This window comes from Mycobacterium shigaense, from assembly GCF_002356315.1.
Taxonomy (GTDB): Bacteria; Actinomycetota; Actinomycetes; order Mycobacteriales; family Mycobacteriaceae; genus Mycobacterium; species Mycobacterium shigaense.
Genome location: NZ_AP018164.1, coordinates 3114357 through 3136362 on the forward strand (window position 1 = coordinate 3114357; position 22006 = coordinate 3136362).

25 protein-coding genes are annotated in these 22006 nt (G+C 66.9%); 15 read left to right on the plus strand and 10 right to left on the minus strand.

Features of this window, described 5'->3' with window-relative positions:
* Nucleotides 1-47: 47 nt before the first annotated feature.
* Nucleotides 48-713 (minus strand): alpha/beta hydrolase, encoded by a 666-nt coding sequence (locus MSG_RS14600; RefSeq protein ID WP_096440680.1) that lies wholly within the window; start codon nucleotides 711-713, stop codon nucleotides 48-50.
* A 64-nt stretch (nucleotides 714-777) separates the two neighbouring features.
* Between MSG_RS14600 and cobG the strand changes: the two genes are divergently transcribed.
* The 3 genes from cobG to MSG_RS14615 are packed head-to-tail and all read left to right on the plus strand — an operon-like array spanning nucleotide 778 to nucleotide 4011.
* A complete protein-coding gene (cobG, locus tag MSG_RS14605; protein WP_096440682.1) occupies nucleotides 778-1890 on the plus strand; it encodes a precorrin-3B synthase in 1113 nt (370 codons plus the stop codon).
* A gap of 4 nt (nucleotides 1891-1894) precedes the next feature.
* Nucleotides 1895-2521: a precorrin-8X methylmutase gene (locus MSG_RS14610; protein ID WP_096440684.1), complete on the plus strand. Its 627-nt coding sequence runs from the start codon at nucleotides 1895-1897 to the stop codon at nucleotides 2519-2521.
* On the plus strand, nucleotides 2518-4011 hold the full coding sequence (locus MSG_RS14615) for a precorrin-2 C(20)-methyltransferase (protein ID WP_096440686.1): 1494 nt from the start codon (nucleotides 2518-2520) through the stop codon (nucleotides 4009-4011). Before MSG_RS14610 ends, MSG_RS14615 begins: the two co-directional genes overlap by 4 nt.
* Here MSG_RS14615 and MSG_RS25620 read toward each other — a convergent pair.
* Nucleotides 4008-4166 (minus strand): PPW family C-terminal domain-containing PPE protein, encoded by a 159-nt coding sequence (locus MSG_RS25620; RefSeq protein ID WP_219845614.1) that lies wholly within the window; start codon nucleotides 4164-4166, stop codon nucleotides 4008-4010. The genes MSG_RS14615 and MSG_RS25620 overlap by 4 nt on opposite strands.
* A 294-nt stretch (nucleotides 4167-4460) precedes the next feature.
* On the opposite strand from MSG_RS25620, the gene MSG_RS14620 reads away from it, so the two are divergent.
* Nucleotides 4461-4715 carry a zf-HC2 domain-containing protein gene (locus MSG_RS14620; RefSeq protein WP_162899222.1) on the plus strand — a complete coding sequence of 85 codons (255 nt, stop codon included), beginning with the start codon at nucleotides 4461-4463 and terminating at the stop codon, nucleotides 4713-4715.
* Nucleotides 4716-5198: 483 nt separating this feature from the next.
* Complete coding sequence (sigC, locus tag MSG_RS14625) at nucleotides 5199-5753, plus strand: RNA polymerase sigma factor SigC (RefSeq protein ID WP_096440690.1); 555 nt, start codon at nucleotides 5199-5201, stop codon at nucleotides 5751-5753.
* Here the strand turns inward: sigC and MSG_RS14630 are convergent.
* From MSG_RS14630 to MSG_RS14645, 4 genes are read right to left on the minus strand one after another with little or no spacing between them, the layout of a single operon-like run.
* Nucleotides 5750-6475: a cobalt-precorrin-6A reductase gene (locus MSG_RS14630; RefSeq protein WP_096440692.1), complete on the minus strand. Its 726-nt coding sequence runs from the start codon at nucleotides 6473-6475 to the stop codon at nucleotides 5750-5752. The genes sigC and MSG_RS14630 overlap by 4 nt on opposite strands.
* Entirely contained in the window at nucleotides 6475-7230 is a 756-nt protein-coding gene (gene cobM, locus MSG_RS14635; protein WP_096444521.1) for a precorrin-4 C(11)-methyltransferase, read from the minus strand. Before cobM ends, MSG_RS14630 begins: the two co-directional genes overlap by 1 nt.
* Nucleotides 7227-8387 carry a precorrin-6y C5,15-methyltransferase (decarboxylating) subunit CbiE gene (cbiE, locus tag MSG_RS14640; protein WP_096440694.1) on the minus strand — a complete coding sequence of 387 codons (1161 nt, stop codon included), beginning with the start codon at nucleotides 8385-8387 and terminating at the stop codon, nucleotides 7227-7229. Before cbiE ends, cobM begins: the two co-directional genes overlap by 4 nt.
* Nucleotides 8388-8436: 49 nt before the next feature.
* On the minus strand, nucleotides 8437-9186 hold the full coding sequence (locus MSG_RS14645) for an SDR family NAD(P)-dependent oxidoreductase (protein ID WP_096440696.1): 750 nt from the start codon (nucleotides 9184-9186) through the stop codon (nucleotides 8437-8439).
* 35 nt (nucleotides 9187-9221) lie between these two features.
* Here MSG_RS14645 and MSG_RS14650 point away from each other — a divergent pair, with 35 nt between their 5' ends.
* Nucleotides 9222-9632 carry a F420-dependent biliverdin reductase gene (locus MSG_RS14650; RefSeq protein ID WP_096440697.1) on the plus strand — a complete coding sequence of 137 codons (411 nt, stop codon included), beginning with the start codon at nucleotides 9222-9224 and terminating at the stop codon, nucleotides 9630-9632.
* A 7-nt stretch (nucleotides 9633-9639) separates the two neighbouring features.
* Here MSG_RS14650 and MSG_RS14655 read toward each other — a convergent pair whose 3' ends face one another.
* Both MSG_RS14655 and MSG_RS14660 read right to left on the minus strand, forming a co-directional pair.
* Entirely contained in the window at nucleotides 9640-9867 is a 228-nt protein-coding gene (locus tag MSG_RS14655) for a hypothetical protein (RefSeq protein WP_096440699.1), read from the minus strand.
* Between the two features lie 32 nt (nucleotides 9868-9899).
* Nucleotides 9900-12308: an ADP-ribosyltransferase gene (locus MSG_RS14660; protein WP_096440701.1), complete on the minus strand. Its 2409-nt coding sequence runs from the start codon at nucleotides 12306-12308 to the stop codon at nucleotides 9900-9902.
* Nucleotides 12309-12604: 296 nt separating this feature from the next.
* On the opposite strand from MSG_RS14660, the gene MSG_RS14665 reads away from it, so the two are divergent.
* From MSG_RS14665 to MSG_RS14695, 8 genes are all read left to right on the plus strand, one after another.
* Complete coding sequence (locus MSG_RS14665) at nucleotides 12605-13519, plus strand: hypothetical protein (protein ID WP_096440703.1); 915 nt, start codon at nucleotides 12605-12607, stop codon at nucleotides 13517-13519.
* A 173-nt stretch (nucleotides 13520-13692) separates the two neighbouring features.
* Nucleotides 13693-14145 (plus strand): hypothetical protein, encoded by a 453-nt coding sequence (locus MSG_RS24915; RefSeq protein WP_142404537.1) that lies wholly within the window; start codon nucleotides 13693-13695, stop codon nucleotides 14143-14145.
* Between the two features lie 13 nt (nucleotides 14146-14158).
* Complete coding sequence (locus tag MSG_RS24920) at nucleotides 14159-16351, plus strand: DUF5631 domain-containing protein (protein WP_142404538.1); 2193 nt, start codon at nucleotides 14159-14161, stop codon at nucleotides 16349-16351.
* 15 nt (nucleotides 16352-16366) lie between these two features.
* Nucleotides 16367-16828 (plus strand): putative alpha/beta hydrolase, encoded by a 462-nt coding sequence (locus MSG_RS14680; protein WP_096440709.1) that lies wholly within the window; start codon nucleotides 16367-16369, stop codon nucleotides 16826-16828.
* A gap of 48 nt (nucleotides 16829-16876) precedes the next feature.
* A complete protein-coding gene (locus MSG_RS25195; protein ID WP_162899225.1) occupies nucleotides 16877-17053 on the plus strand; it encodes a hypothetical protein in 177 nt (58 codons plus the stop codon).
* A gap of 39 nt (nucleotides 17054-17092) precedes the next feature.
* Nucleotides 17093-17890 carry a hypothetical protein gene (locus MSG_RS25200; protein WP_162899226.1) on the plus strand — a complete coding sequence of 266 codons (798 nt, stop codon included), beginning with the start codon at nucleotides 17093-17095 and terminating at the stop codon, nucleotides 17888-17890.
* Between the two features lie 50 nt (nucleotides 17891-17940).
* Entirely contained in the window at nucleotides 17941-18609 is a 669-nt protein-coding gene (locus tag MSG_RS14690) for a hypothetical protein (RefSeq protein WP_096440713.1), read from the plus strand.
* Nucleotides 18610-18671: 62 nt separating this feature from the next.
* Nucleotides 18672-18977: a DUF2563 family protein gene (locus MSG_RS14695; RefSeq protein WP_096440715.1), complete on the plus strand. Its 306-nt coding sequence runs from the start codon at nucleotides 18672-18674 to the stop codon at nucleotides 18975-18977.
* A gap of 7 nt (nucleotides 18978-18984) precedes the next feature.
* On the opposite strand, the gene MSG_RS14700 is transcribed toward MSG_RS14695, so the two are convergent.
* Entirely contained in the window at nucleotides 18985-20112 is a 1128-nt protein-coding gene (locus MSG_RS14700) for a M24 family metallopeptidase (protein ID WP_096440717.1), read from the minus strand.
* Between the two features lie 109 nt (nucleotides 20113-20221).
* Here MSG_RS14700 and MSG_RS14705 point away from each other — a divergent pair, with 109 nt between their 5' ends.
* A complete protein-coding gene (locus MSG_RS14705) occupies nucleotides 20222-21178 on the plus strand; it encodes a 5'-3' exonuclease (RefSeq protein ID WP_096440719.1) in 957 nt (318 codons plus the stop codon).
* A 3-nt stretch (nucleotides 21179-21181) separates the two neighbouring features.
* Here the strand turns inward: MSG_RS14705 and MSG_RS14710 are convergent, their stop codons facing one another.
* The gene (locus MSG_RS14710) at nucleotides 21182-21955 is read right to left on the minus strand and encodes a DUF4333 domain-containing protein (RefSeq protein WP_096440721.1); all 774 of its coding nucleotides are present in this window, start codon (nucleotides 21953-21955) and stop codon (nucleotides 21182-21184) included.
* Nucleotides 21956-22006 lie beyond the last annotated feature (51 nt).

The following is a 22006-nucleotide window of genomic DNA, read 5'->3' on the forward strand; positions in this document are numbered from 1 at the left end:
ACAACCGGTAGCTCAAATGTTGCGAAGCAAAAATCCGGCAGAGCCGGTCAGCGCTCGAGTATTGCCGCGATCCGGGCGGCGACCGCACCCGCGACCTCAAGCGGCTCGCCGCCCCGTGCCGCGTGGTAGCGATCCGCGGCGGCCTCGTACTCGGCGCCGGCGATCGACCCATGATCGGCCGCCAGCTCGACCAGTTCCACCGGCCACCCGACCCGCTCGAGGTGGGCGGCGAAGTCCCGGCTGGCCGTCACCGGGACGACGGCGTCGTCGCGGCCATGCAGCAGCGTCAACGGTGGCCCGTCGCGCGCGGCGGTCATCCCCTGACTCGGGTTGCCACCCGTGATCGGGTCGGGGACCAGGAACGCGCCGGCCAGACACACCGTGTGCATCAGCGGGACCTCGCGATCGGCCAGCGTCAGGCCCGCCGCGGCGAGCCCGCCCATCGACCACCCGACGAGCACGAACTCATGGCCGTCGCGGCACTCCTGCATGAAGTCGAGCGATTGCAACAGGGCCTCGCGGCCACGGTCGGCGGCGTGTGAGTCCCAGTCCGGCGCGACGACGGCGACGCCGCGGCCGGCGAGCAGGCCGGCCAGCGGCCGCAGCACGGCACGGGCGTTGGCCTGCATGCCATGCCAGAGCAGCACGGCCGGTTGACTGAGATCGCCGTGAATGTCCGCCAATCGTCCCGGCGTGTACTCGATCGTCTGCACTGCACGAGGGTGCCCGGCCGCGGCAAATCCAATCGACCCCGACAGCGGGCCGTACGGTGGCAGTGTGGATCGAGCGCGCGACACCGACGCCTGTCCGGGTGCGCTGCAGGTGCACCCGGCCGCCGACGGTCCGCTGGTGCGTGTTCGGCTGCCCGGCGGCATGATCGATGCCGCCCAGCTGGCGGCCTTGGCGGACGTGTCGGACCGCATGGGCTCGGGAACGCTGGAGCTCACCGCGCGGGGCAACGTGCAACTGCGCGCCATCAGCGACGTGACCGCGGCTGCCGACGCGATCGCCGCCGCCGGGCTGCTGCCGTCCGCAACCCACGAGCGGGTCCGCAACATCGTCGCGTCGCCGTTGTCCGGCCGCGCCGCCGGGCGCGCCGACGTGCGGGCCTGGGTGGGCGAGTTGGACGCCTCGATCCGCGCCGACCCCCTGCTGGCGGAGCTCGGCGGCCGGTTCTGGTTCAGCCTCGACGACGGCCGCGCCGACGTCTCTGGCCTCGGCGCCGACGCGGGCGTGCACGTCTTCGAGGACGGCTGCGGGCTGCTGCTGGCCGGGCGCGACACCGGGGTCCGGCTGCCGGCCGGCGATGTCGTCGCCGCGCTGGCCGGAATCGCCGAGCGGTTCCTCCGGATCCGCGGAAAGGTTTGGCGCGTCAACGAATTGGATGATGCCGCCGAGCTGTGGCCGGGCGCCGAACTCGGAGCCGGATTCCCGGTTGTCACCCGCCCGCCGGTCGGCTGGATCAATCAGGACGACGGAAACATCGCGCTGGGGGCGGCGGTGCCGTTGGGTGTGCTACCCGCCCGGGTGGCAGAGTATCTCGCCGCGATCGAGGCCCCGTTGGTGATCACGCCGTGGCGCTCGGTGCTGGTGTGCGACCTCAGCGAAGAGGTGGCCGACGTCGCGCTGCGGGTGCTGGCGCCGTTGGGGTTGGTGTTCGACGAGAACTCGCCCTGGCTGGGCGTGAGCGCATGCACCGGCAGCCCCGGCTGCGCGCAGTCGGCCGCCGATGTGCGCGCCGACGCGGCGAGCCTGCTCGACGCGGATGCGGCGGCGCATCGCCACTTCGTCGGCTGCGAACGCGCGTGCGGCAGCCCGTCGACCGGTGCGGTGCTGGTCGCCACCGGCGACGGATACCGGCTGCTCCGCGACAACGGCACCGTAGGGTGAGCAGGTGCTCGACTACATCCGCGATGCGGCGGAGATCTATCGCCAGTCGTTTGCGGCCATCCGCGCCGAAGCCGACCTGACGCGGTTCCCCGCCGACGTCGCCCGGGTCGTGGTCCGGTTGATCCACACCTGTGGTCAGGTCGACGTCGCCGAGCATGTCGCCTACTCCGGCGACGTCGTCGAGCGCGCGTCCGCCGCCCTGCGCGTCGGGGCGCCGATCCTGTGCGACTCGTCGATGGTTGCCGCCGGGATCACCGCCGCGCGGCTGCCCGCCGGCAACGAGGTCGTGTCGCTGGTCGCCGATCCGCGGGCTCCCGAGCTGGCCGCGCGCCGGCACACCACCCGCTCCGCGGCGGGCGTCGAGCTGTGGGCCGACCGGCTGGCCGGCGCGGTGCTGGCGATCGGCAACGCGCCCACGGCCCTGTTTCGGCTGCTCGAACTGATCGACGAGGGGGTTGCGGCCCCGGCCGCGGTGCTCGGCGGCCCGGTGGGCTTCGTCGGTTCGGCGCAATCCAAACAGGAGCTCATCGACCGGCCGCGGGGCATGTCGTATCTGGTGGTGCAGGGCCGCCGCGGCGGCAGTGCGATGGCCGCCGCCGCAGTCAACGCGATCGCGAGCGACGCCGAATGACGGGCCCGTCAAACGTGCGAGGCACGCTGTGGGGCGTCGGGCTGGGGCCCGGCGACCCGGAGTTGGTGACCGTCAAAGCCGCCCGCGTGATCGGCGAGGCCGACGTCGTGGCCTATCACAGCGCCCGGCACGGCCGCAGCATCGCGCGCGGCATCGCCGAGCCCTACCTGCGAGCCGGCCAGATCGAAGAGCATCTCGTCTATCCGGTGACCACCGAGACGACCGATCATCCGGGCGGCTATGCCGGTGCGATCGAGGACTTCTACGTCGAGGCCGCCGCGCGCATCGCGGCGCACCTGGACGCCGGACGCGACGTGGCGCTGCTGGCCGAGGGCGACCCACTGTTCTACAGCTCCTACATGCACCTGCACACCCGGCTGACGCAGCGGTTCGACGCCGTGATCGTGCCGGGCGTGACTTCGGTGAGCGCGGCCTCGGCCGCGGTCGCGACCCCGCTGGTCGCCGGCGACGAGGTGCTCTCGATCCTGCCCGGGACGCTACCGGCCGCCGAGCTCACTCGTCGGCTCGCCGACGCCGACGCCGCCATCGTGCTCAAGTTGGGCAGATCGTATCACACTGTGCGCGAAGCACTTTCGGCTTCCGGACGGCTGGATGACGCGTTCTACGTGGAGCGGGCCAGCACCGCTGCGCAACGCATACTGCCGGCCGCGGAGGTCGACGAAGCCGGCGTGCCGTATTTCTCCCTGGCCATGCTGCCGGGCGGACGGCGGCTCGAGCCGTCAACCGTCGACGCCGGGGCCGTCGTGGTGGTGGGGTTGGGGCCCGGCGACGTCGAATGGATGACGCCGCAGAGCAGGCGCGAGCTGGCCGCGGCGACCGACCTGATCGGCTACGCCGGCTACCTGGATCGCGTCCCGGTCCGCGAGGGTCAGCAGCGTCATCCCAGCGACAACACCGACGAAGCCGCCCGGGCGCGGCTGGCCTGCTCACTGGCCGAACGGGGCCGCGCCGTCGCGGTGGTGTCGTCGGGTGATCCCGGCGTCTTCGCGATGGCCACCGCCGTGCTGGAAGAGGCCAAGCAGTGGCCGGGCGTGCGGGTTCGGGTGATTCCGGGAATGACCGCCGCCCAGGCCGTCGCCAGCAGGGTCGGCGCTCCCCTGGGCCACGACTACGCGGTGATCTCGCTGTCGGATCGGCTCAAGCCGTGGGACGTGATCGCGCAGCGCCTCGACGCCGCGGCCGCGGCCGACCTGGTGCTGGCCATCTACAACCCGGCCTCGAAGTCGCGGACCTGGCAGGTCGGCGCCATGCGCGACGTGCTGCTCGCGCACCGCGAGCCCGGCACGCCGGTGGTGATCGGTCGCAACGTGGCCGGGCCCGGAGAGGACGTGCGCGTGGTGCGGTTGGACGAGCTCGATCCCGCCGCAGTCGACATGCGCTGCCTGCTGATCGTCGGGTCGTCCCAAACCCAATGGCATTCAGACGATTCCGGCGATCGGGTGTTCACCCCCCGGCGTTATCCCGCCTAGTCCCGATTCCAGCTGCTCGGCAGCATCGGCGCGGCCGGACCCTCGCTCAGCCCGTCCCCGGCCAGCGTGGTCAACCCCGCGGCCCGGGCCGCCTCGGATTTGCTTGCCGCACCGGCGAATCCGAGCGGTCCCGCGGGCTGGCCGGATTCCCCGATCGCCGTGACGGGCTCGTCGTCCGGCCCCGCTGCGGTGTCGTCGAGGTCCCGGGCCGCTGCTGAGTAATTTCAGTGCGCCTGAGTAATGTCAGTGCACCTCAGGTTGCATCGCCAGCCAGATCGCGGCGATCATTTCGGCCTTCGGAAAAATAGAGCGAGGATACAGATACCCTTCGGCGGCGGCGGGCTGGGCGGTGATTGTCTCTAGTGGTCGGTTCGCGACGCAGTTTGGTTCCAGGTAACGGTTTTTCGTGAGTTTTTGCGCGCAGCGCGGGCATGCGGAACGATCCGGGGATGCGGTGTGAAGTGACACGAGAGTCGCTGTCTGCGCGATTGGATGGCGAGCGTCCCGACGTGTTGCCCCAACAAATCGATGCGCACCTGGACTCGTGCCGCGCCTGCCGCAACTGGCTGATCGACGCGGCGGTGCAGACGCGCCGCTTGGCCTCGATTCCGCCCGGCGAGGGACCAGATCTGGTCGACAAAATCTTGGCAAGCATCCACGGGGATGCGCCGCCGCGACAGCGTTGGATGCGGGTGCTGCGCTAGCCACTACCATCGGTGGGGGCTCATCGCCGTAGGCCTGGCGATGTCCGGCGAACACCCGATGCGCGAGTCCACCGCACGGTTGCTGGCGTTGGCGTCGGCCATGATCGCGGCCGGCGTCTGGCCCGCCGTCGCGATCGGCGTCCGCGGCTACCGCGGCCGCCTGTTAGCAGCCGCTCATGGCCTACGTGGCCGCCGACGCCCTCACCCGCCAAGTAACTGCCACGCTCGTGGCCAGCCACGTTTGGGTCGCGACGGGCCGTCCGTTCGCGGCGCTGGTGCCCAGCGAACGGACGGGCGGACGCGGGTGACGGCCCTTCGACGATGTCGAATTCCCGGCCCGGCCGGCCGCGACGACTCGGCGGCGCCACGGCCACCTGCTATCGATCGGTCGATCGGCTTGATCACCCCCGCCGTAAACTCTACGACGGCCGGTCGTAGACTGGCTTGGCCCGGGTAACTCGGGTAGCAAAGGGGGGGGTCGTCATGACCGCGTCAATTGACGACGAGACCGTGACGGAACTCGCTTTATCCGCCGCACGCGGCAACGCACGAGCGCTCGAGGCGTTCATCAAAGCCACCCAGCAAGACGTCTGGCGGTTCGTCGCCTACCTCCTGGATGCGAGCAGCGCCGACGACCTGACTCAAGAGACCTTCTTGCGGGCGATCGGCGCAGTCGAGAGATTCTCGGGCCGATCCTCTGCTCGCACTTGGCTATTGGCCATCGCGCGCCGCGTCGTCGCTGACCACATCCGTCACATCCAGTCGCGGCCGCGCACCGCGCCGGGCGCCAATCCCGAGCACGTCCTGCACGGCGACCGCAGCGCGCGCGGATTCGAAGACCTGGTCGAAGTGACGACCATGATCGCCAGCCTCAACCCCGAACAACGCGAAGCGCTGCTGCTCACCCAGCTGCTCGGGCTGCCCTACGCCGATGCCGCGGCCGTCTGCGGCTGCCCCGTGGGGACCATCCGGTCCCGCGTGGCCAGGGCCCGCGATGCGTTGCTGGCCGACGCCGAGCGCGACGACCTCACCGGCTAGCGCAGCCCGGCAACCCAATCGGCGGCCTCGTCGACGGTGCCGACCGAGGTCACCCCGGCCGGCAGCGGTGGCCGGGCCACCATCACCACCGGAATATCAAGCGTGGCCGCGGCATCCAGCTTGTTCCGGGTCATGTCGCCGCCGCTGTTCTTGGTGACGAGCGCGTCGATGCGGTGCCCGATGAGCAGGGCCAGTTCGCCGCCGTACTCGTACGGGCCGCGCGACAGCAGCAGCTGGTGATTGCGCGGCCGTGCGGCGCCGTCCGGCTCGGTGACCGTCCGGATCAAAAACCACGCGTCGCTGTCTTTGAAGGCCGGGACGCCGGAGCGGCCGGTGGTGAGGAAGACCCGTGAATAGCCTTCGTTTGCAACGGCTACCGCGGCTTCGGTATTCGAGCCGACTTCAACGGCGGTCCCAGGATCCCAGGAGGGGCGGGCCAGCACCAGGTGCGGCAGTCGTAGTTGGGCACAGGCCGCGGCCGCGTGCGCGGTCATCGTTGCCGCGAAGGGATGGGTGGCGTCGACGACGGCGTCGATACCGTTTTCTTGCAGCCAACCTTTCAGTCCTTCGACCCCGCCGAATCCGCCGATGCGCGTCGGGCCCACTGGCAGCGCCGGATCGGGCACCCGGCCGGCTAGCGAGCTGATGATGTCGACCCGCGGGTGCAGCGCCTTCGCCAGGGCACGGGCCTCGCCGGTGCCGCCCAGCAACAGCACCCGCATCAGTGCGCACCCCGGGCACGGCGCGCGGTGGAATACAGGTAGCTGTCGGTGAATCCCTCGGTGGCCAGCACGTCACCGACGATGATCACCGCCGTCTTCGTGACGTTGGCGTCGTGCATCTGAGCGGCGATGGTTTCCAAGGTACCGCGTAGCACGGTCTCCTGCGGCCAGCTGGCGAAAGCGACCGTCGCGGCTGGTGTTTCGGGCCTGTAGCCGTCGGCGAGCAGCTGCGGCACGATGGCGTCGATCTGGGCGGCGGCCAGGTGCAGCACCAGGGTGCCGCCGGAGCGGGCGAGGGTGGGCAGATCCTCGCCCGGCGGCATCGGCGTGGACAGCGTCGACACCCGGGTCAGCGTGAGCGTTTGCGCCACTCCGGGGACGGTGAGCTCGCGTTTGAGCGCGGCCGCGGCGGCGGCGAAAGCCGGCACTCCGGGGACGATTTCGTAGTCGATGCGCATGGCGTCGAGCCGGCGGCACTGCTCGGCCAGCGCGCTGTACAGCGACGGGTCACCGGAGTGCAGCCGCGCCACGTCGTGGCCCGTCGCGTGCGCGTCGGCCAGTTCCGCCATGATCTGCTCGAGCGTCAACGGGCCGGTATCAACGACTTTCGCGCCCGACGGGCACAGGGCGAGCAGATCCTTGGGCATGATCGACCCCGCGTACAAGCAGACGGTGCATCGTTGCAGCAGGCGCTGGCCGCGGACGGTGATCAGGTCGGCGGCCCCGGGGCCCGCGCCGATGAAGTAGACGGTCACGTGGTCACCGCCCATTGGGTGATTGGATACTGCGGTCGCCAGCCCGTGAACGCGCCGAGCGGTTCGGCGTGATAGTGCTGAAAGCGGTGCAGCTGGCCGCCGAGCCGCGAATAGGCCTGCGTTAACAGCGCTTCCGATTCGGTGGTGACGGCGTTGGCGACCAGGCGTCCGCCGTGTGGCAGCTGCCCGAGGCAGGCGTCGAGCAGCCCCGGCTCGGTCAGGCCGCCGCCGATGAAGATCGCGGATGGTGCCGCGGCGCGGTCGAATGCCTTCGGGGCTTCTTCCCGTACCTCGATGCTGACGCCGTGGGCGGAGGCGTTGAAGGCGATGTTGCGGCGGCGCGATTCGTCCTGCTCGAAAGCTATTGCGGTGCACCCTAGTTGACGGAGGCACCATTCCACCGCGACGCTGCCCGACCCCGCGCCGACATCCCACAGCCGCTCCCCCGGGCGCGGCGCAAGGGCCGCGAGGGTGACTGCCCGGATGCCGTGTTTGGTGATCTGACCGTCGTGCACGAACGCCTCGTCGGGCAGCGGTGAGAGGCGCTCGTCGGGCAGGTAGCGCACCGCGATCACGTTGAGATCGTCGACCTCGGCAGCACTGGTCCAGTCGCGTGCGGTGCCGTCGCGGCGGCGTTCAGCCGGGCCGCCGAGCTGTTCGAGGACGCTGAATTCCGAGTCACCGCGGCCGGTTTGGGTGAGCAGTTCCGCCAGTGCTTGTGGTGTGGACCGGCTTTGGGACAGCACGATCGCCTGCCCACCGCGGCGCACCGCCGTCGCGGGCGGGGCGGTCACCAGGCTGATCACCTCGGTGTCGTGGACGTTCCAGCCCATCCGCGCGCACGCCAGCGTCACCGACGACACGTGCGGCAGCACTCTCACTTTGTCCGCCCCGTACAGGCGGATCAGGGTGCCGCCGATGCCGTGCAGCAGCGGGTCGCCGCTGGCCACGATGTGGATCTCGTCGTCGACCGGAAGTGCTTGCAGGGCAGGTAACATCGGCGACCGCCACTCCTTGCGGGGCGCGGCCACGGTGTCGTCGAGCAGGTCGAGTTGCCGCCTGGACCCGTAAATTGCAGTGGCTCTTTGCAATTCGCAACGGGAAGCTGCCGAAAGCCCGGCCATGCCGTCGGCGCCGATGCCCACCACGACGATCATGAGCGCCGCTCCTCCGCATCGCTTCGCTCTGCATCGTCACCGGCGCGGATCATCGCGGCATCCTGCGCCAGACGAATTGCGGCAGCAACCGAAACACAAACGCCACGGGACCTAACGCGCATGGGATCCATACCGTGCGCCGGCCCTTGGCCAGAGCCCGCGCCGTGCCCGCAGCCACTTGCTCGGGCGTGACCGATAGCGGCGCCGGTTCCATGCCCAGTGTCATGCGCCCGATGACGAAGCCGGGCCGCGCGAGCAGCAGCCGGACCCCGGTGCCGTGCAGCGCGTCGGCCAAGCCGCTGGCGAAGCCGTCCAGGCCGGCCTTGGCGGAGCCGTAGACGTAGTTGGCACGCCGCACTCGCGCGCCGGCGATTGAGGAGAACACCACGAGTTGACCCGTGTCGGCTGCGCGCATGGCCGTGGTGAGGTGGGTGAGCATGCTGACTTGGGCGACGTAGTCGGTGTGCACGACGGCGACCGCGTGCTCGGGGTCAAGCTCCGCGCGCGCTTGGTCGCCGAGGATGCCGAAGGCCAGCACCGCGGTTTTGATGGGGCCGTGCTCGGCGATGATCGAGGTGACCAGCGGGCCGTGTGAGGCCAGGTCGTCGGCGTCGAATTCCTTGGTCCGGACGGCCGCGGCGCCGGCATTCTTGAGCGTGGCGACCTCGTCGTCGAGCTGATCGGCCCTGCGTGCGGCCAGCACGATCGTCGCCCCGGGTGCCAGGAGTCGCGCGAGCTCGATGCCGATCTCGCTGCGTCCGCCCAGGATCAGAACCGGACCCGTGCCCGTGTCGTCCACGGCTGCGATTATTACCTGCGCTAGCGTGGGCGGTGATGGCCAACACCACTACGCGGCTCACTGACGACGCTTTGGCGTTCCTGTCCGAACGTCATCTGGCGATGCTGACCACGCTTCGGGCGGACAACTCGCCACATGTGGTGGCTGTCGGTTTCACCTTCGATCCCAAGACGCATATCGCACGGGTGATCACCACCGGCGGGTCGCAGAAGGCCGTCAATGCCGACCGGGCCGGGCTTGCGGTGCTGAGCCAAGTCGATGGCGCGCGCTGGCTGTCGCTAGAGGGCCGGTCCAAGGTCAACAACGACGCTGACGCTGTGCGCGATGCCGAGCTGCGTTACGCACAGCGCTACCGGACCCCGCGCCCGAACCCGCGACGGGTGGTCATCGAGGTGCAGATCGAGCGCGTGCTGGGCTCGTCGGATCTGCTCGACCGGGGCGAGTAGTGGGGGGTTAGTCGCTTTCGTCGGCTTTCAGTCGAGGGTCGAACTCCGTACCTGAGGTGTCGTCCCAGAACTTCGGCGACACTTCTTTCACTCGATCTTCTGGCGCGACGGCGTCTATTAGCTGTTGAAATTCGTCGAACAGCTGGCGCGCGCGTGCGAGCTCCGCCTCTGTCGGCGGAGTACGCCCAGATTCTTCTGGCGTGGAAAAAACCTTTCCACAAATTTTTCTACTCATGACGACTCCTACGGCCAGCAATCACGCACGATCTAGTACTCGATCATTTTAATGAGGGTCTTACCCGTTAAAGGATCTAAAACTTTGTCTACCACGTAAAACGTTGTGCCTGAAGGGAATAGGACCTCCTGCTCTCCGGGATACATCGATACGGAGGAAACATCTCGCCCAGAGCGAGAAAGAATCTGAAATTCAACATTCCCTGTAAACGACGGCGATCGTGCTACCGCGGGGTCCGTCGTCGTGCTCAAGAACCCAAGCTCTGTGATCTCTTCTCCCGGCCTATATTGTTCCAGCACCTCCGGCGGGATGTCCGATCCCCGAAGGACCAGGCCTTCATACGCTGGAAGTTTTTGCAAGGCCGCATTCACTGCGTCGACACGAGCAGATAGCGATGCGTCCAACGTCCCGTTCCTCAACGCGTCGTTCAAGTCCCCATAACCAGGTCCAGTGTAATCGGCGAGTGCACCTAGATCGTCCGAGCTCAGGGGCTCAAGCCCGTCGGAGTGGGCACTGCCGTCGACGACTTCGCTGTGGTCTGCACTCCCACCGCCGGGCCCGTTCAGCGACGGTTCGGACGGTTGACTGCCGTGCGGTCCACCTGGCATGGGAATCTGCGGCCCACTGTCGTGCGGAACGGGCACTTCGCCACTCGGTCCACTCACGGACGGGGGCGGGTCGTGCAGGCCACCACCCCCGGGAACAGGCGCCGGCTCGGATGGTATTAGGCCGTGCGGTGGCAGCGGTTCTGCAGGGGACGACGGCACCGCGACAGGGCCATGCCCAACCGCAGGCGCAGAGGGAGCTTCGTGCGGGCCGGCAGGTGTCCCTGGACGCCCGGGGACCGGTCCGCTCGGTGCCGTCGGAGAGTGAGGTGCAGGTGTCCCCGGCGGCGCGGCCTCCACCGGACGCGCAGCTGGCCCACCCGGAGCTTCGGCCGGCGGCGCTGCCACCGGGCGTCCCCCGAGGGGAACATCCGACTTCGGCACATACAATTTGAGGTTCTCGAGATCTTTGGTCAGATTGGTGCCGACTTTGCCGATATCGCCCAACGCGCGGGAAGTCGTCGCAAACTCGCCTACGCGGCCGACCGCGCCGGTGCCCTCAGCCAATTCGCTCGCGTCTTCGGCGCCCCGCACTGCCGCAGACCCAGCCTCAGCCCCGACTCCCGCTTCACCGATGCCGGGAAGCAAGAACGTCAATGCATCAGCGGCGTTCTCGCCGAGCCCCAGCCCCGGTCGGGCGGTGCTCCAATCATCAAGGTGCAGAAGCGATTTCCACATCTGAATGTTGGCTTGCACACCCTCGCGCGGGTGCATGATCTGGTTGACCGCGCTCGCCTTGAACTGGCTCTCCAAAGTGCCCTTCCAGGTGGCCTCCGCGCCCTTGGGATCGAGAAAGATCCACCCCGGGCCGAGGTCAACCAGGCCCAGTGCTGCCTGAACGCCCCCCTTGCCGAGTCCCTCGATCACGTTGGCCGCAAAGTCGAAATCGGTTGCGACCTTATTGCCGACCACGTCCCCGAGGAAACTCCTAAGCTCACCGCGCACGAATTTCTCCATGTCGACGACCAAACCGTCGCCGAGGTTCATCAGTAGCTTGATGCCCTGCTCGAGCGCCCTTGCTTCCCGGCCCAACTCGTGTAACACCGCGTCGATGTCCTGGGCGATCTTCTTGATCTCGTCGAGCGCATCGCCATCGAGGACCAATTCCACGTCATGCCAGAGGTCGGTAAGAGAGCCCAAGCGCCGCAACAGATCTCGAATTTTGTTTTGGGCCTGGTCCACCTGCCTGGCGAAACTGTCGAGCAGGGTTGCCATCTTTCCGCATTGCTCGCTCAACTTGCCGATGGCGTCGCCCATCGTCGACAAGACGTAGATGATGTTGCCGCCCTCGGGAATACGCTGCGCGCCGATCAGCGCTTTGGACGCGTTGAGGGCAGCCTGCATTCCGGTAGCCGCTGAACCGAAAGTCCGCCAACACCCCGCAGCCGCATGCAGACCCGCCACATCGCCGTCGGGCCATACGCTGTCAACCAATGGCTGTACGGCCGCCCACAGCGAGGGCGGGGGCTCGCCTGGACCTAACGTGCCCGGCGGCCCGGGAGTCGCCACCTTGGCCGGAGCGGCCGGAGGCTGCAGCACATTGGCGCCGCCACCAAGATTCGAGGCCGCCTCGGCGACCGAATAGTTCGAGGCGCCTTGCTGAATCAGGGCGCCATCCTGCTGGCAGGCGTTGACCGCTGCCGTCGCCAGCTTCAGCAGCGACTCCGCCGCCGACTGGTAGGCCAGCCCGAACACCTCGCCGGCGATGTCTGATCCAGTGTGGGCGCTGAATCCGGCGGCCAGCACAGTCATCGCCGCGCCAAGGCCCTCGCCCGCCGCGACCACCGCGGCGCCCGCGGCGAACAGCTCCTCTGGGTCGACGGCGAGGATCGGCACGGGCGAAATTTTCGCCCACACCGCACGCCGACGCTATTCACCCATGGGCCGCGGCATGCGGCCACTCACACCGGCCTGTCGCGAGAACTCGTCGAGCCACGATGTTTGGCACCGCCGTGGTGAATTGACCGGAATTCATCGCGTGGTTAGCCTCGCCATTAAGGCGCACGGGGGTGCATTGTGTGGTTTGGACCTGCAGCATTTACGAAGACGGGGCTGGTTGGCACGCGCTGCGATAACGGGGGCGTGATGGCGGGGAAGGGTGAAACGTTGGGCGAGCCTGACGGGGGAAGGTCATGAGCACCGACCTCCAAATACTTCTCGACGAGCTCGCGCAGCTGACCAAGCAGCCGCCGCCTCCGGGAATCACGCCCGATCAGCTGGCTACCGGGCAGTCGCTGATGAGTCAATTGCTGAGGATCTTCGGGATTGCTGCCAACACCGGCGATCCGGCCGACATGACGGCCGCCGAAAGCGGATACGCCCAACGCGATGCCAAGACCGGAGACGCCCTCACCAAATTCCCCGCCAACGAGGCGGAGTCGGCGCAGAAGGCGGCTCAGCCGAGCGAGATGGCCCAGATGGTGCAGCAGATCCCGCAGATGCTCTCGGGAATGTTGGGTGGACTCTCTGGGGCCATGAGCGGTTTGACGCAGCCGTTGAGTCAGCTTCCGCAGCAGGCGATGCAGGCGATGCAGGCCGGAATGGGCGCGATGCAGCACGGCGCGGGCGGCGCCGCCGCGGCCGGGGCCATCCCGGCTGAATTGGCTAACTCAACTAGGGGTGCTGCCGGACTCGGGGGCGGTGGCGGCCTCGGCGGCGGGCTGGGTGCGACCACGCCCACCGCGATGCTTGGGCCGCTTCCCGCGCCGTCGGCCGGTACCGAGCCGGCTTCGGCTCACGGTGTTGCGGGAGGATCGCCCAGTAGCGCAGCGCCGCAGGCAGGGCCACGGGGCGCGATGGGCGGAATGCCGATGATGCCGCCGGGCGCGATGCATGGGGGTGCCGGGTCCAACAAGGACGAAAAACCAGAAACTAAGCGCATTGTCGCGCCGACCGTGAAGAACGGCGCGCCGGTACAGGGGCGTATCACCACGCCCCCGCCTACACCGGAGGTCGTGAAACGTGTTGAGGGCAAGCCGATTGCGAGCCGGCGCATCCTCTTGCCCGAACAGAAGCGGGATCAAGATGAGCCAGATTCAAACCGATAGACGGCAATATCAGCTGTAAGCCAGACCGCTTGTGCAAGAAGGTATTTCACTTGATATCGACTAATAGGCGATAGGATCACACAGTGTCGGACTTTTCCCCACCTGCAGCTGCTCCGCATGTGCCACCACCCTGGCCGCCAGCATTGCCGCCTCGCCCTAGGCGGCAATGGCCGATGTTCGCAGTTTTAGTCGTCGGCCTCCTACTCACCCTCGCCGTCGCGATCATCGGCTGGTTCCGGCCCGTGGCACCCAAACTTCCAGCAGCGCCGACCTACTCCGCCCAGCAGGTTGCGGACGCAAAGAAGAAGGTGTGTTCGACTTTTACCAAAGTAGATAATGCAGTCAGGGCGGCGTCGGCCCGCAACAAAGGAGATGACTACGCCACACAATTTGCGACTGCAATAAACGTACGACAAGCACTCGTCGTCGGCAGCCAATACCTCTCAACTACACTCAACCAAGAGCCAGCAACCTCCACCGAGCTCGCATCGAGTGTTCGAGACCTGGTGAATTCCTATCAGTTGCTCACAATTGAGCTCCTCTCGGATGCGCCCGAATTGGAGAAAGATCCGACGGTTCATGCAGGCGATGAGGCGAATTCAAAAATCGAAAACCAGTGCAAATGATTGTCCTCCGCAAATGAATTTACCGGAAGGTGAATATTCGTTTCTGATCGTCGGTGAACAATGGCCGTACGATGGAGATCTAGCAGCATTATCGCAAGGTAAACTCAACCGGCGTCAAATCAAGTCGGCATATGCCCACTTTTCAGAGATGTTGTATAACGCCCAGGCTGGGCCGCTTGCACCGCAGCAGGGCCACACAGCTGATGATCTCCGAAAAATATTTCAGGATGGAGAAAAACACGCTCGAGAAGTTTCCGATAAAAACGGCACTAAAGAAACCGCATACAGCACCGCCTACGACAGCATGGCAAGCCTTCAGCACGCCCTAGCGAATGTGGCCAATGAGGCCAACCAGCAGATAAAAGAGATTCAAAACTCGAAAGTGCCAGCCGAAGCCAAGGCAACGGAGATTGTAACTGTAATACACCGTTATCGCGCACAAGCAAATCTACTCGCCGCGAAATATGCCGGCAATGTCTGTGACGCAATGCAAACAGTTCTCAATGCAGACAATCCCGGGCAATCAGCCCGCCAATTCGCGCAGGCTCACGGTCTCGACATGAGCCAAATGTTTAGACAACCCGATGACAGAAAAGATCTAACCGCGCAGGTTCAGAGCATGCCCAACAAATCTGGCGGCCCATTGGCTTCCGCGGCTGATCCCGCGAGCAATCCGCGATCAGCGCCACCATTGGCGCCGCCAGATAACCCCCACATGGTTGCCGCCGTCAACGAAACCGGCACGAATGCCAGGGCGCCGGGCTGGCCGCAACCAACCCAAACAACTCGTTCAGCCCACGCCGCCCGGCAAGCCGGCTACAACCCTGAGCAGCCCGCGGTCCCGCCACCCCCCACCGCCCCAGCACCGCCCGCCGCGCCGGTGCAATCCCCTGCCGCGCCGTCAATGCCGCACGGCGGCGGCTCAATGCCGGGATCGCCGTTGGGCGGAGGGATCGGCGGCGGTGCCCCTACCGCCCCAACCTCGGGCTTGATGGGCGCGCCAACATCGCCCACGGCGGCCGCGCCTCAAGGCGCTACGCCAGGCGAACTGATGCGCAGCTTCGACAAGGGCCTTCAGGCCGGGTCGGCCGGAGCTGGCGCCATCCCGCCCGCCCCGATGGCACACGCGGACCCGCAAGTTCCGCCATCGCCCGCTACGACGCCAATGGCGGGAGCGGGCGTCCCCACGGTCGCGCAAGCGTACGACGCGCCGCCGCCGATTACCCACACCTCCGCCCCGGAGACAGCGGCCCCGCAAATGGTGACCGGGCCAACCGCCGCGGCCGGCCCGGCGACAGCTGCGTCCGCTCCGTCCAGCGCACTGCCTGCGTACGCCTCCGACATACGGCCCGCGGCCGGGGCACCCACCGCCCCAGCCGCGCCTCCGAGCTTGCCTCCGTCGATGACCCCGGGCTCGGCGCCGGTGCACCCTTCCGCGGGCCAAGGCGGCACAGGTACGCCGACGGTGGTGCGCCACGCACCGACGCCTCCGCCGCCGTCGTCGCCGTCGAGCCTGGGAACCGAATCGGTCGCGGCCACCGCCACGGGTGCCGTCGCCGGAGCGGCATCGGCCGATGCCACCGCCCGAGCCCGCCTGCAGCGGCTGGTGTCCGCCGTTGCCCGCCAACAACCCCGGTTGGCGTGGGCCGCTGGCGACCGTCCTGACAACACCACCGTGCTGGCAACGGATCTGGCCAGCGGCTGGATACCGCCGGGAATCGAAATCCCCGCCGCAGTAACACTCTTAAACCCGGAGCGGCGTCGGGGCGATCTGGAGACGCTGCTCGGTGAAGTCAGCGTCGCGGCTGGCTACACCCCGATACACCACATTCCCGAAGCGGACGACGAACCTATTCCGACCTCGAAACGACCCCGACATGTGCCCGAGATCGACGAACTCGGTTGGGAGCTAAGCCAAGCCACGCAGTGGCGCGACGGCCTCCCCCGGCTAGCCCATACTCTCGCCAAAGCGACATCCGGCGGAACGGGTGTACTGGACAAAGAAGTTGAGCTGTTACACGATCATCTCGCCGCCGTCAGCTCCCGCGTCCTCGGCAGCTACCCCGACAATGTCGACGCCCACGACGTCGGCAACTGGCAACTGCTCGCCGCCATCGACGCGCTGGTGGCTGGCGATAAGTCAACTGCCACTTACCATCTCGCCTGGTTTAAAGCTTGTAACAGCACAATCACTCCGGCGCCTTAGCCAGAGGGATGGAGCATGGCGCCGCAACTTCAGAATCTCGACATCAACCAAGTCATCGCCACCGCAGGCGGCGACCCGTGGGCGGTCGACACGAGTCTGCAACGCGGCCGCCCCAACCAAATTTCCGACTTAGCGCTTGCTTTTCACAATGCGGGCCGCTGTACCACGGAGTCCGACAGAGCATTCGAAGAGGCGCGCAATCGCTTTGAGACGTCGTGGAACCGGGAAGACGGCGATCACCCGATCAATGACTCCGCCGAGGTGCAGCGCGCGACGCAGTCACTCGGTGTACAGTCCGAAAAACTGCCCAAGATCGGCACCGACCTGGAAAGCATCGCCGCCATGCTGGCTGAGACGCAACGCATCTCGACGACACAGATCGCTGCATTGGATGGCCAACTCAAAGATATCGATGGGGCACTGAGCCACCTCCTGCATGACCCCCACGATCCTGCAAACACGTCTGCGATTCAGTAGCGCATCAACGACCTGATAGACCGCGCCGACGCCGGCACCAAATCGACGTTGGGCACGCTTGAATCACTGCGCGACGGGTACACCGATCACCTCGAAAGGGTGGTGACCAACCTGCGGGTGGATGACGGCTACGACCCATCGCCTATTGAGGGAATCGATGACGACGGCAAGCTCAGCCATGACGAGCACGACCAAAATGCCGTCAAAAACTACGAAGTTCAGTAGCGCCAACGCGACGAGGCGCTGGTTAACAGTCTCGGCGGCATGACGCCCGAAAAGGCTGATGCCGCAGCACGTTTACGAGACTTCGCCACGACCACGAATCCGAGTGCCAACCCGGACGACCGGAAGCTAGCCAGCGAACGTCTCGACGATTTCGCGATGGCAAATTTCACTGGCCCGCTGCCGACTGATCGGGTGCTAGGCGGCGATGCACGCACCCGAGCGCAGATGCGCTTGGAATGGCAGAAAAAGTTTGAGCAAGGGTTTGCCGGCACCCAGCCGATGACCCCCGACCAGGCCACACAATTGCTCGACAATGGCGAGCAGCAGGCCCGCGCCTTTGTGATGCAGCAGGCGGTTAAAGACCTGGAGTCGCAAGGAATGTCACACAATGCCGCCACAGCGGTTGCAGGCAACGTTGCGCGCGGCATTCCGTGGGCGGAGATGATTAAGCAAGACGGCCAGATTGTGACCCTCACCGGGGCAGGCGCTGACGGCATGCGAGCTGCACGGGGCGGCCGTCACGCCGTTGACGCGTTCACCCCACAGGATGTCAAGGTCTTCGAAAGAGTTGGCAAAGTATTGGGCGGAGCGGGCGCGGCGATCGACGTAGGACTGGCGTTAAACGACTGGTCGAACGGCGCGGGCTTTGGCCAATCGATGGGTAAAGCCGGTGGGAGCATTGGCGGTGGCTGGGTCGGCGGAATGCTTGGTGGCATGGCTGCTGGCAGTATCGTCGGGCCGGAAGGTGCTTTCTTCGGGGCGGTACTTGGGGCTGCCGGTGGCGCATGGCTAGGCGAGAAGGGTGGTGGGTTCGTCGGCGGGCAACTGGACAAATGACGCGAACTGTCTTTTAGCTGCGTCCGGCCACGCCCCGTTACATTCCCGGTTTGGGCCACACACTGTTTATTGCCGGGTTTTGCGCGGGGCTTGGCGGCGCGGTCACCAGCGCGTTGATCGATGACCGCAGACGCGCACGCAAGATCTACTGGCTGGGCTGGTTGGTCAACGCAGTGTGCTTCTCTGTGGGTGCGCTAACGCAGGGATGGCAACCGAGCCTCGGGTTCGGTCTCCTGTGTGTGTTTGTCGCAGTGTTCTACGCGTACATGCGTACGCCATATGTGAAAATTCGCGGTCGGATCTACGCCATATCGAATATCGACAGCCAACCGGATCCGCCTCTTGGCGAGACTGCCAACACAGAGCCGATGAGAACCGATAGCGATCCAACTGATTTCGGGTCAGTCTCCGCACCCAAGGTGTGGTGGACTTTGGTGGCGCTCACAATTCTGGTGGCCGCTAACGTGTATTTCTTCGGATGGCCTGCGCAAGCAATATTAGGAACGGCGTTTTTAACGCTTGTCTGCGCAGCTGCTGGCGTCGACGACGCCACCCGAAAACTACCAATCGCGCGGGGTCAGTACGTGCAAGCCGGCATCGCAGCGGTCGTATCCTTCCTGCTGTGGCTCGCCCCTTGTATCGCGTACCTCTTCGGCTATGCGATTGGGCAGCGCTGGCCAATGGGGCGGGGCAAACAGGCAACGCCTCCCGAAAAGTGAGGTGAATTGCCAAGCAGCCGTGCACTAGTAGCGTTGGCTCGCGACCACAATAGGGGGCAACCATGTTCGTCAACCCGCAGTTGCTGCACTCGGGGGGCCACCAGACGCACCGCGCGGCTGACCACGCTCAAGACGCGGCCAACCACCTATCGCGGGCAGCGCTACCGTCGGGGATGTTCGGCGACTTCCCGGCCGCCGACGACTTCCACAACATCGTCAGCGCCGCCCACGCACACCACGCGAAAACCCTGCAGGCTCATCACGAAACGCTGAATGGCATCGGCCGCAAGGCCCACCGGGCCGCCACCGAATTCGTCGACATGGACGAGCGCAACGCCGCGGAATTACAAGCGATCCGTCCCCAGTAGCACCCGTCTACGCCACCGGCACCACGATCAACTCGTGCGGGCGGTTGTTGACCGGGAGCGCGCCATCGTCGGTCACCACGACGATGTCCTCGATCCGCGCGCCCCAGCGGCCCGGAAAGTAGATACCCGGCTCGATCGAAAAGGCCATTCCCGCAGCCAAAGGCACGTCATTGCCGGCCACGATGTAGGGCTCCTCATGCACCGACAGCCCGATGCCGTGGCCGGTGCGGTGCACGAAATACTCCCCCAGCCCCGCCTTGGTGAGCACGTCGCGCGCGGTCGCATCGACCTGCGCGGCGGTCACGCCCGGACGAACCGCCTCGACGGCCACGCGCTGCGCTCGCTGCAGTATCGAGTATTGCTCAGCCACTTCGGCATTGGGCTCGCCAATGCTGTACGTCCGTGTCGAGTCGGAATTGTATCCGGGCTCGTAGGTGCCCCCGATATCGACGACGACGATGTCACCGACCTGCAGCTCGCGGTCCGAATACCGGTGATGCGGATCGGCGCCATGCGGACCGGACCCGACGATGATGAACGCGACCTCCGAATGCCCCTCGGCGACAATGGCTTCGGCGATATCAGCCGCGACGTCGGCCTCGGTGCGGCCCGGGACGAGAAACTCGGGCACTCGCGCGTGCACGCGGTCGATAGCTGAACCGGCCTTGCGCAGCGCGTCGATCTCGCACTCCTCCTTGACCATCCGCAGCTCGCGCAGCACATCGGTCGCCAGCACCGGCAATACGCCGAGCACCCCGGCCAACGGCAGCACGTGCAACGCCGGCATGGAATCGGTGACGGCCGTCGCGGCCGGTCCCCCGCCGAGCGCATCGCGAACCAACGCATACGGGTCGTCGCCGTCGACCCAATCGCGCACCGCCACTCCCAGTTCCGAAAGAAACGGCCCGCGAAATGAGGCGAGCTCCAGGCGCGGCACCACGACGGTAGGCTCGCCCACGGCCGGCAATACCAGCGCGGTCAGCCGCTCGAAGGTGTCGGCGCGCGACCCGATGAGGTAGCGCAGGTCGTACCCCGGGCTGATCACCAGGCCGGCAAGACCAGCCCCGGCGGTCGCGGCGGCGGCCGCGGCCAGGCGCCGGGCATACACGGCGGCGTCGAATCGATGAGATTCCATGGCAGCCAGGCTAACCGCGCGGGCGTTCTCACGAACGCCGATGCCATTGAGTGCTCGACAACAAAGTCGACGTTCGGCGACGTGAGCCCCGCGTGAGACCATAGCCGGCATGCCCGCGCCCCTGCTTCTGCTCGACGGGGCCAGCATGTGGTTCCGCTCGTACTTCGGCGTGCCGTCGTCGATCACCTCCCCCGACGGCCGGCCCGTCAACGCCGTGCGCGGATTCATCGACTCGATGGCCGTCGTCATCGCCCAGCAGCGACCCAAACGTCTGGCGGTCTGCCTCGACCTCGATTGGCGCCCGCAATTCCGGGTCGACCTGATCTCGTCGTACAAGGCGCATCGGGTCGCCGAGCCGGAGCCGGAGGGCACCCCCGATATCGAGGAGGTCCCCGACGACCTGTCGCCGCAGGTCGACATGATCATGGACCTGCTCGACGCGTTCGGCATCGCGACCGCGGGCGCGGCGGGGTTCGAGGCCGACGACGTGCTGGGCACGCTGGCCGCGCAGGAACGCGACAACCCCGTCGTCGTGGTCAGCGGCGACCGCGACCTGCTGCAGGTGGTCTCCGACGACCCCGTTGCCGTCCGGGTGCTCTACCTGGGCCGAGGCCTGTCCAAGGCCACCCTGTTCGGCCCCAAAGAAGTCGCCGATCAGTACGGGGTGCCGGCCAACCGGGCCGGAGCCGCCTACGCCGAACTCGCGCTGCTGCGCGGCGACCCGTCCGACGGGCTGCCGGGCGTGCCGGGCGTCGGGGAGAAAACCGCGGCGACCCTGCTGGCCCAGCACGGTTCGCTGGCACAGATCCTGGCCGCCGCCCACGACCCGAAGTCCAAGATGGCCAAGGGGCTGCGGGCGAAGCTGCTGGCTGCGACGGACTACATCGACGCCGCCGCTCAGGTAGTACGGGTCGCCACCGACGCGCCGGTCATGCTGTCGGCGCCCACCGACGACCTGCCGTTGGTCGCCGCGGACGCGCACCGCACCGCCGAACTGGCGACCCGACTGGGCGTGGGATCCTCGATCGCCCGCCTGCAGAAGGCGCTCGACGCGCTGCCGTCGTGACGGCTACTGGGGCCGGCCGACCTCGTAGGTGCCCTTGTCGTCCTGGAAGGTCACGGTCACCTTCTTCTGGGCGCCGTCGATGCTGACGCTGCAGTCGAACGAGCTGCCCTTCTTAACGACGGGGTCGGTGCCGTTGTTGCACTTGACGTTCTGGACGTTCTTGGCGCCGTAGCCGTTGGTCTCGTCGGACAGAACCTGCTGCACCCCGGACTGCGCCTTGTTGATGTCCAGCTTGGTGGTGACGAAGAATCCGGGCTCCCAAAAGCCCAGCACCAGCACGGCCGCGATGATCAGGAACGCGATCACGCCGCCGATTCCACCGATCAGCGCGATCGAGTGCTTGTTCTTCGGCTGCGGCTCGTACCCCGGGTACTGCTGCGGGTACTGGCCGGGCTGGCCGTATTGACCGGGCTGGCCGTACTGCCCGTATTGCCCCGGCTGGCCGTACTGGCCCGGCAGCGGGTACTGCCCCGGCTGACCGTACTGGCCCGGCTGGGCGTACTGGGTCGGCTGCTGGGACGCGCCGTACTGCTCGTGCTGCTGCGGGTATCCGGGCTGCTGGCCGTACTGCTGGGGGTAGGCCTGCTCAACCGGCTGCTGATAAGGCGGCGGATAGCCGGTGGGCGGCGTGTAGGCCGGGGCCTGCCACGTCGGCTCCTGACCCGCCGGCTGCTGCTGCCAGGGCGAGGCCGCTTGAGTCGGTTCCGACGACCGATCGCCGCCCTCGCCGGGCGGCTGCCATTGCTGGCCCGGGTCCGATCCGTGCGGTCCGCTCATCGTTTCTCCTCAGCTCCCTTGTGATTTGGCACCGACGTAACGGTAGCCGCG

Coding starts and splice junctions, on each gene's coding strand:
- MSG_RS14615 (WP_096440686.1), top strand. CDS start 2,518: ATGACGGGCCCGTCAAACGTGCGAGGCACGCTGTGGGGCGTCGGGCTG.
- MSG_RS14620 (WP_162899222.1), top strand. CDS start 4,461: ATGCGGTGTGAAGTGACACGAGAGTCGCTGTCTGCGCGATTGGATGGC.
- sigC (WP_096440690.1), top strand. CDS start 5,199: ATGACCGCGTCAATTGACGACGAGACCGTGACGGAACTCGCTTTATCC.
- MSG_RS14630 (WP_096440692.1), bottom strand. CDS start 6,475: ATGCGGGTGCTGTTGCTGGGCGGCACCGGCGAGGCCCGTGCCCTGGCG.
- cbiE (WP_096440694.1), bottom strand. CDS start 8,387: ATGATCGTCGTGGTGGGCATCGGCGCCGACGGCATGGCCGGGCTTTCG.
- MSG_RS14650 (WP_096440697.1), top strand. CDS start 9,222: ATGGCCAACACCACTACGCGGCTCACTGACGACGCTTTGGCGTTCCTG.
- MSG_RS14655 (WP_096440699.1), bottom strand. CDS start 9,867: ATGAGTAGAAAAATTTGTGGAAAGGTTTTTTCCACGCCAGAAGAATCT.
- MSG_RS14665 (WP_096440703.1), top strand. CDS start 12,605: ATGAGCACCGACCTCCAAATACTTCTCGACGAGCTCGCGCAGCTGACC.
- MSG_RS24915 (WP_142404537.1), top strand. CDS start 13,693: ATGTTCGCAGTTTTAGTCGTCGGCCTCCTACTCACCCTCGCCGTCGCG.
- MSG_RS24920 (WP_142404538.1), top strand. CDS start 14,159: ATGAATTTACCGGAAGGTGAATATTCGTTTCTGATCGTCGGTGAACAA.
- MSG_RS14680 (WP_096440709.1), top strand. CDS start 16,367: ATGGCGCCGCAACTTCAGAATCTCGACATCAACCAAGTCATCGCCACC.
- MSG_RS25200 (WP_162899226.1), top strand. CDS start 17,093: ATGACGCCCGAAAAGGCTGATGCCGCAGCACGTTTACGAGACTTCGCC.
- MSG_RS14695 (WP_096440715.1), top strand. CDS start 18,672: ATGTTCGTCAACCCGCAGTTGCTGCACTCGGGGGGCCACCAGACGCAC.
- MSG_RS14700 (WP_096440717.1), bottom strand. CDS start 20,112: ATGGAATCTCATCGATTCGACGCCGCCGTGTATGCCCGGCGCCTGGCC.
- MSG_RS14705 (WP_096440719.1), top strand. CDS start 20,222: ATGCCCGCGCCCCTGCTTCTGCTCGACGGGGCCAGCATGTGGTTCCGC.
- MSG_RS14710 (WP_096440721.1), bottom strand. CDS start 21,955: ATGAGCGGACCGCACGGATCGGACCCGGGCCAGCAATGGCAGCCGCCC.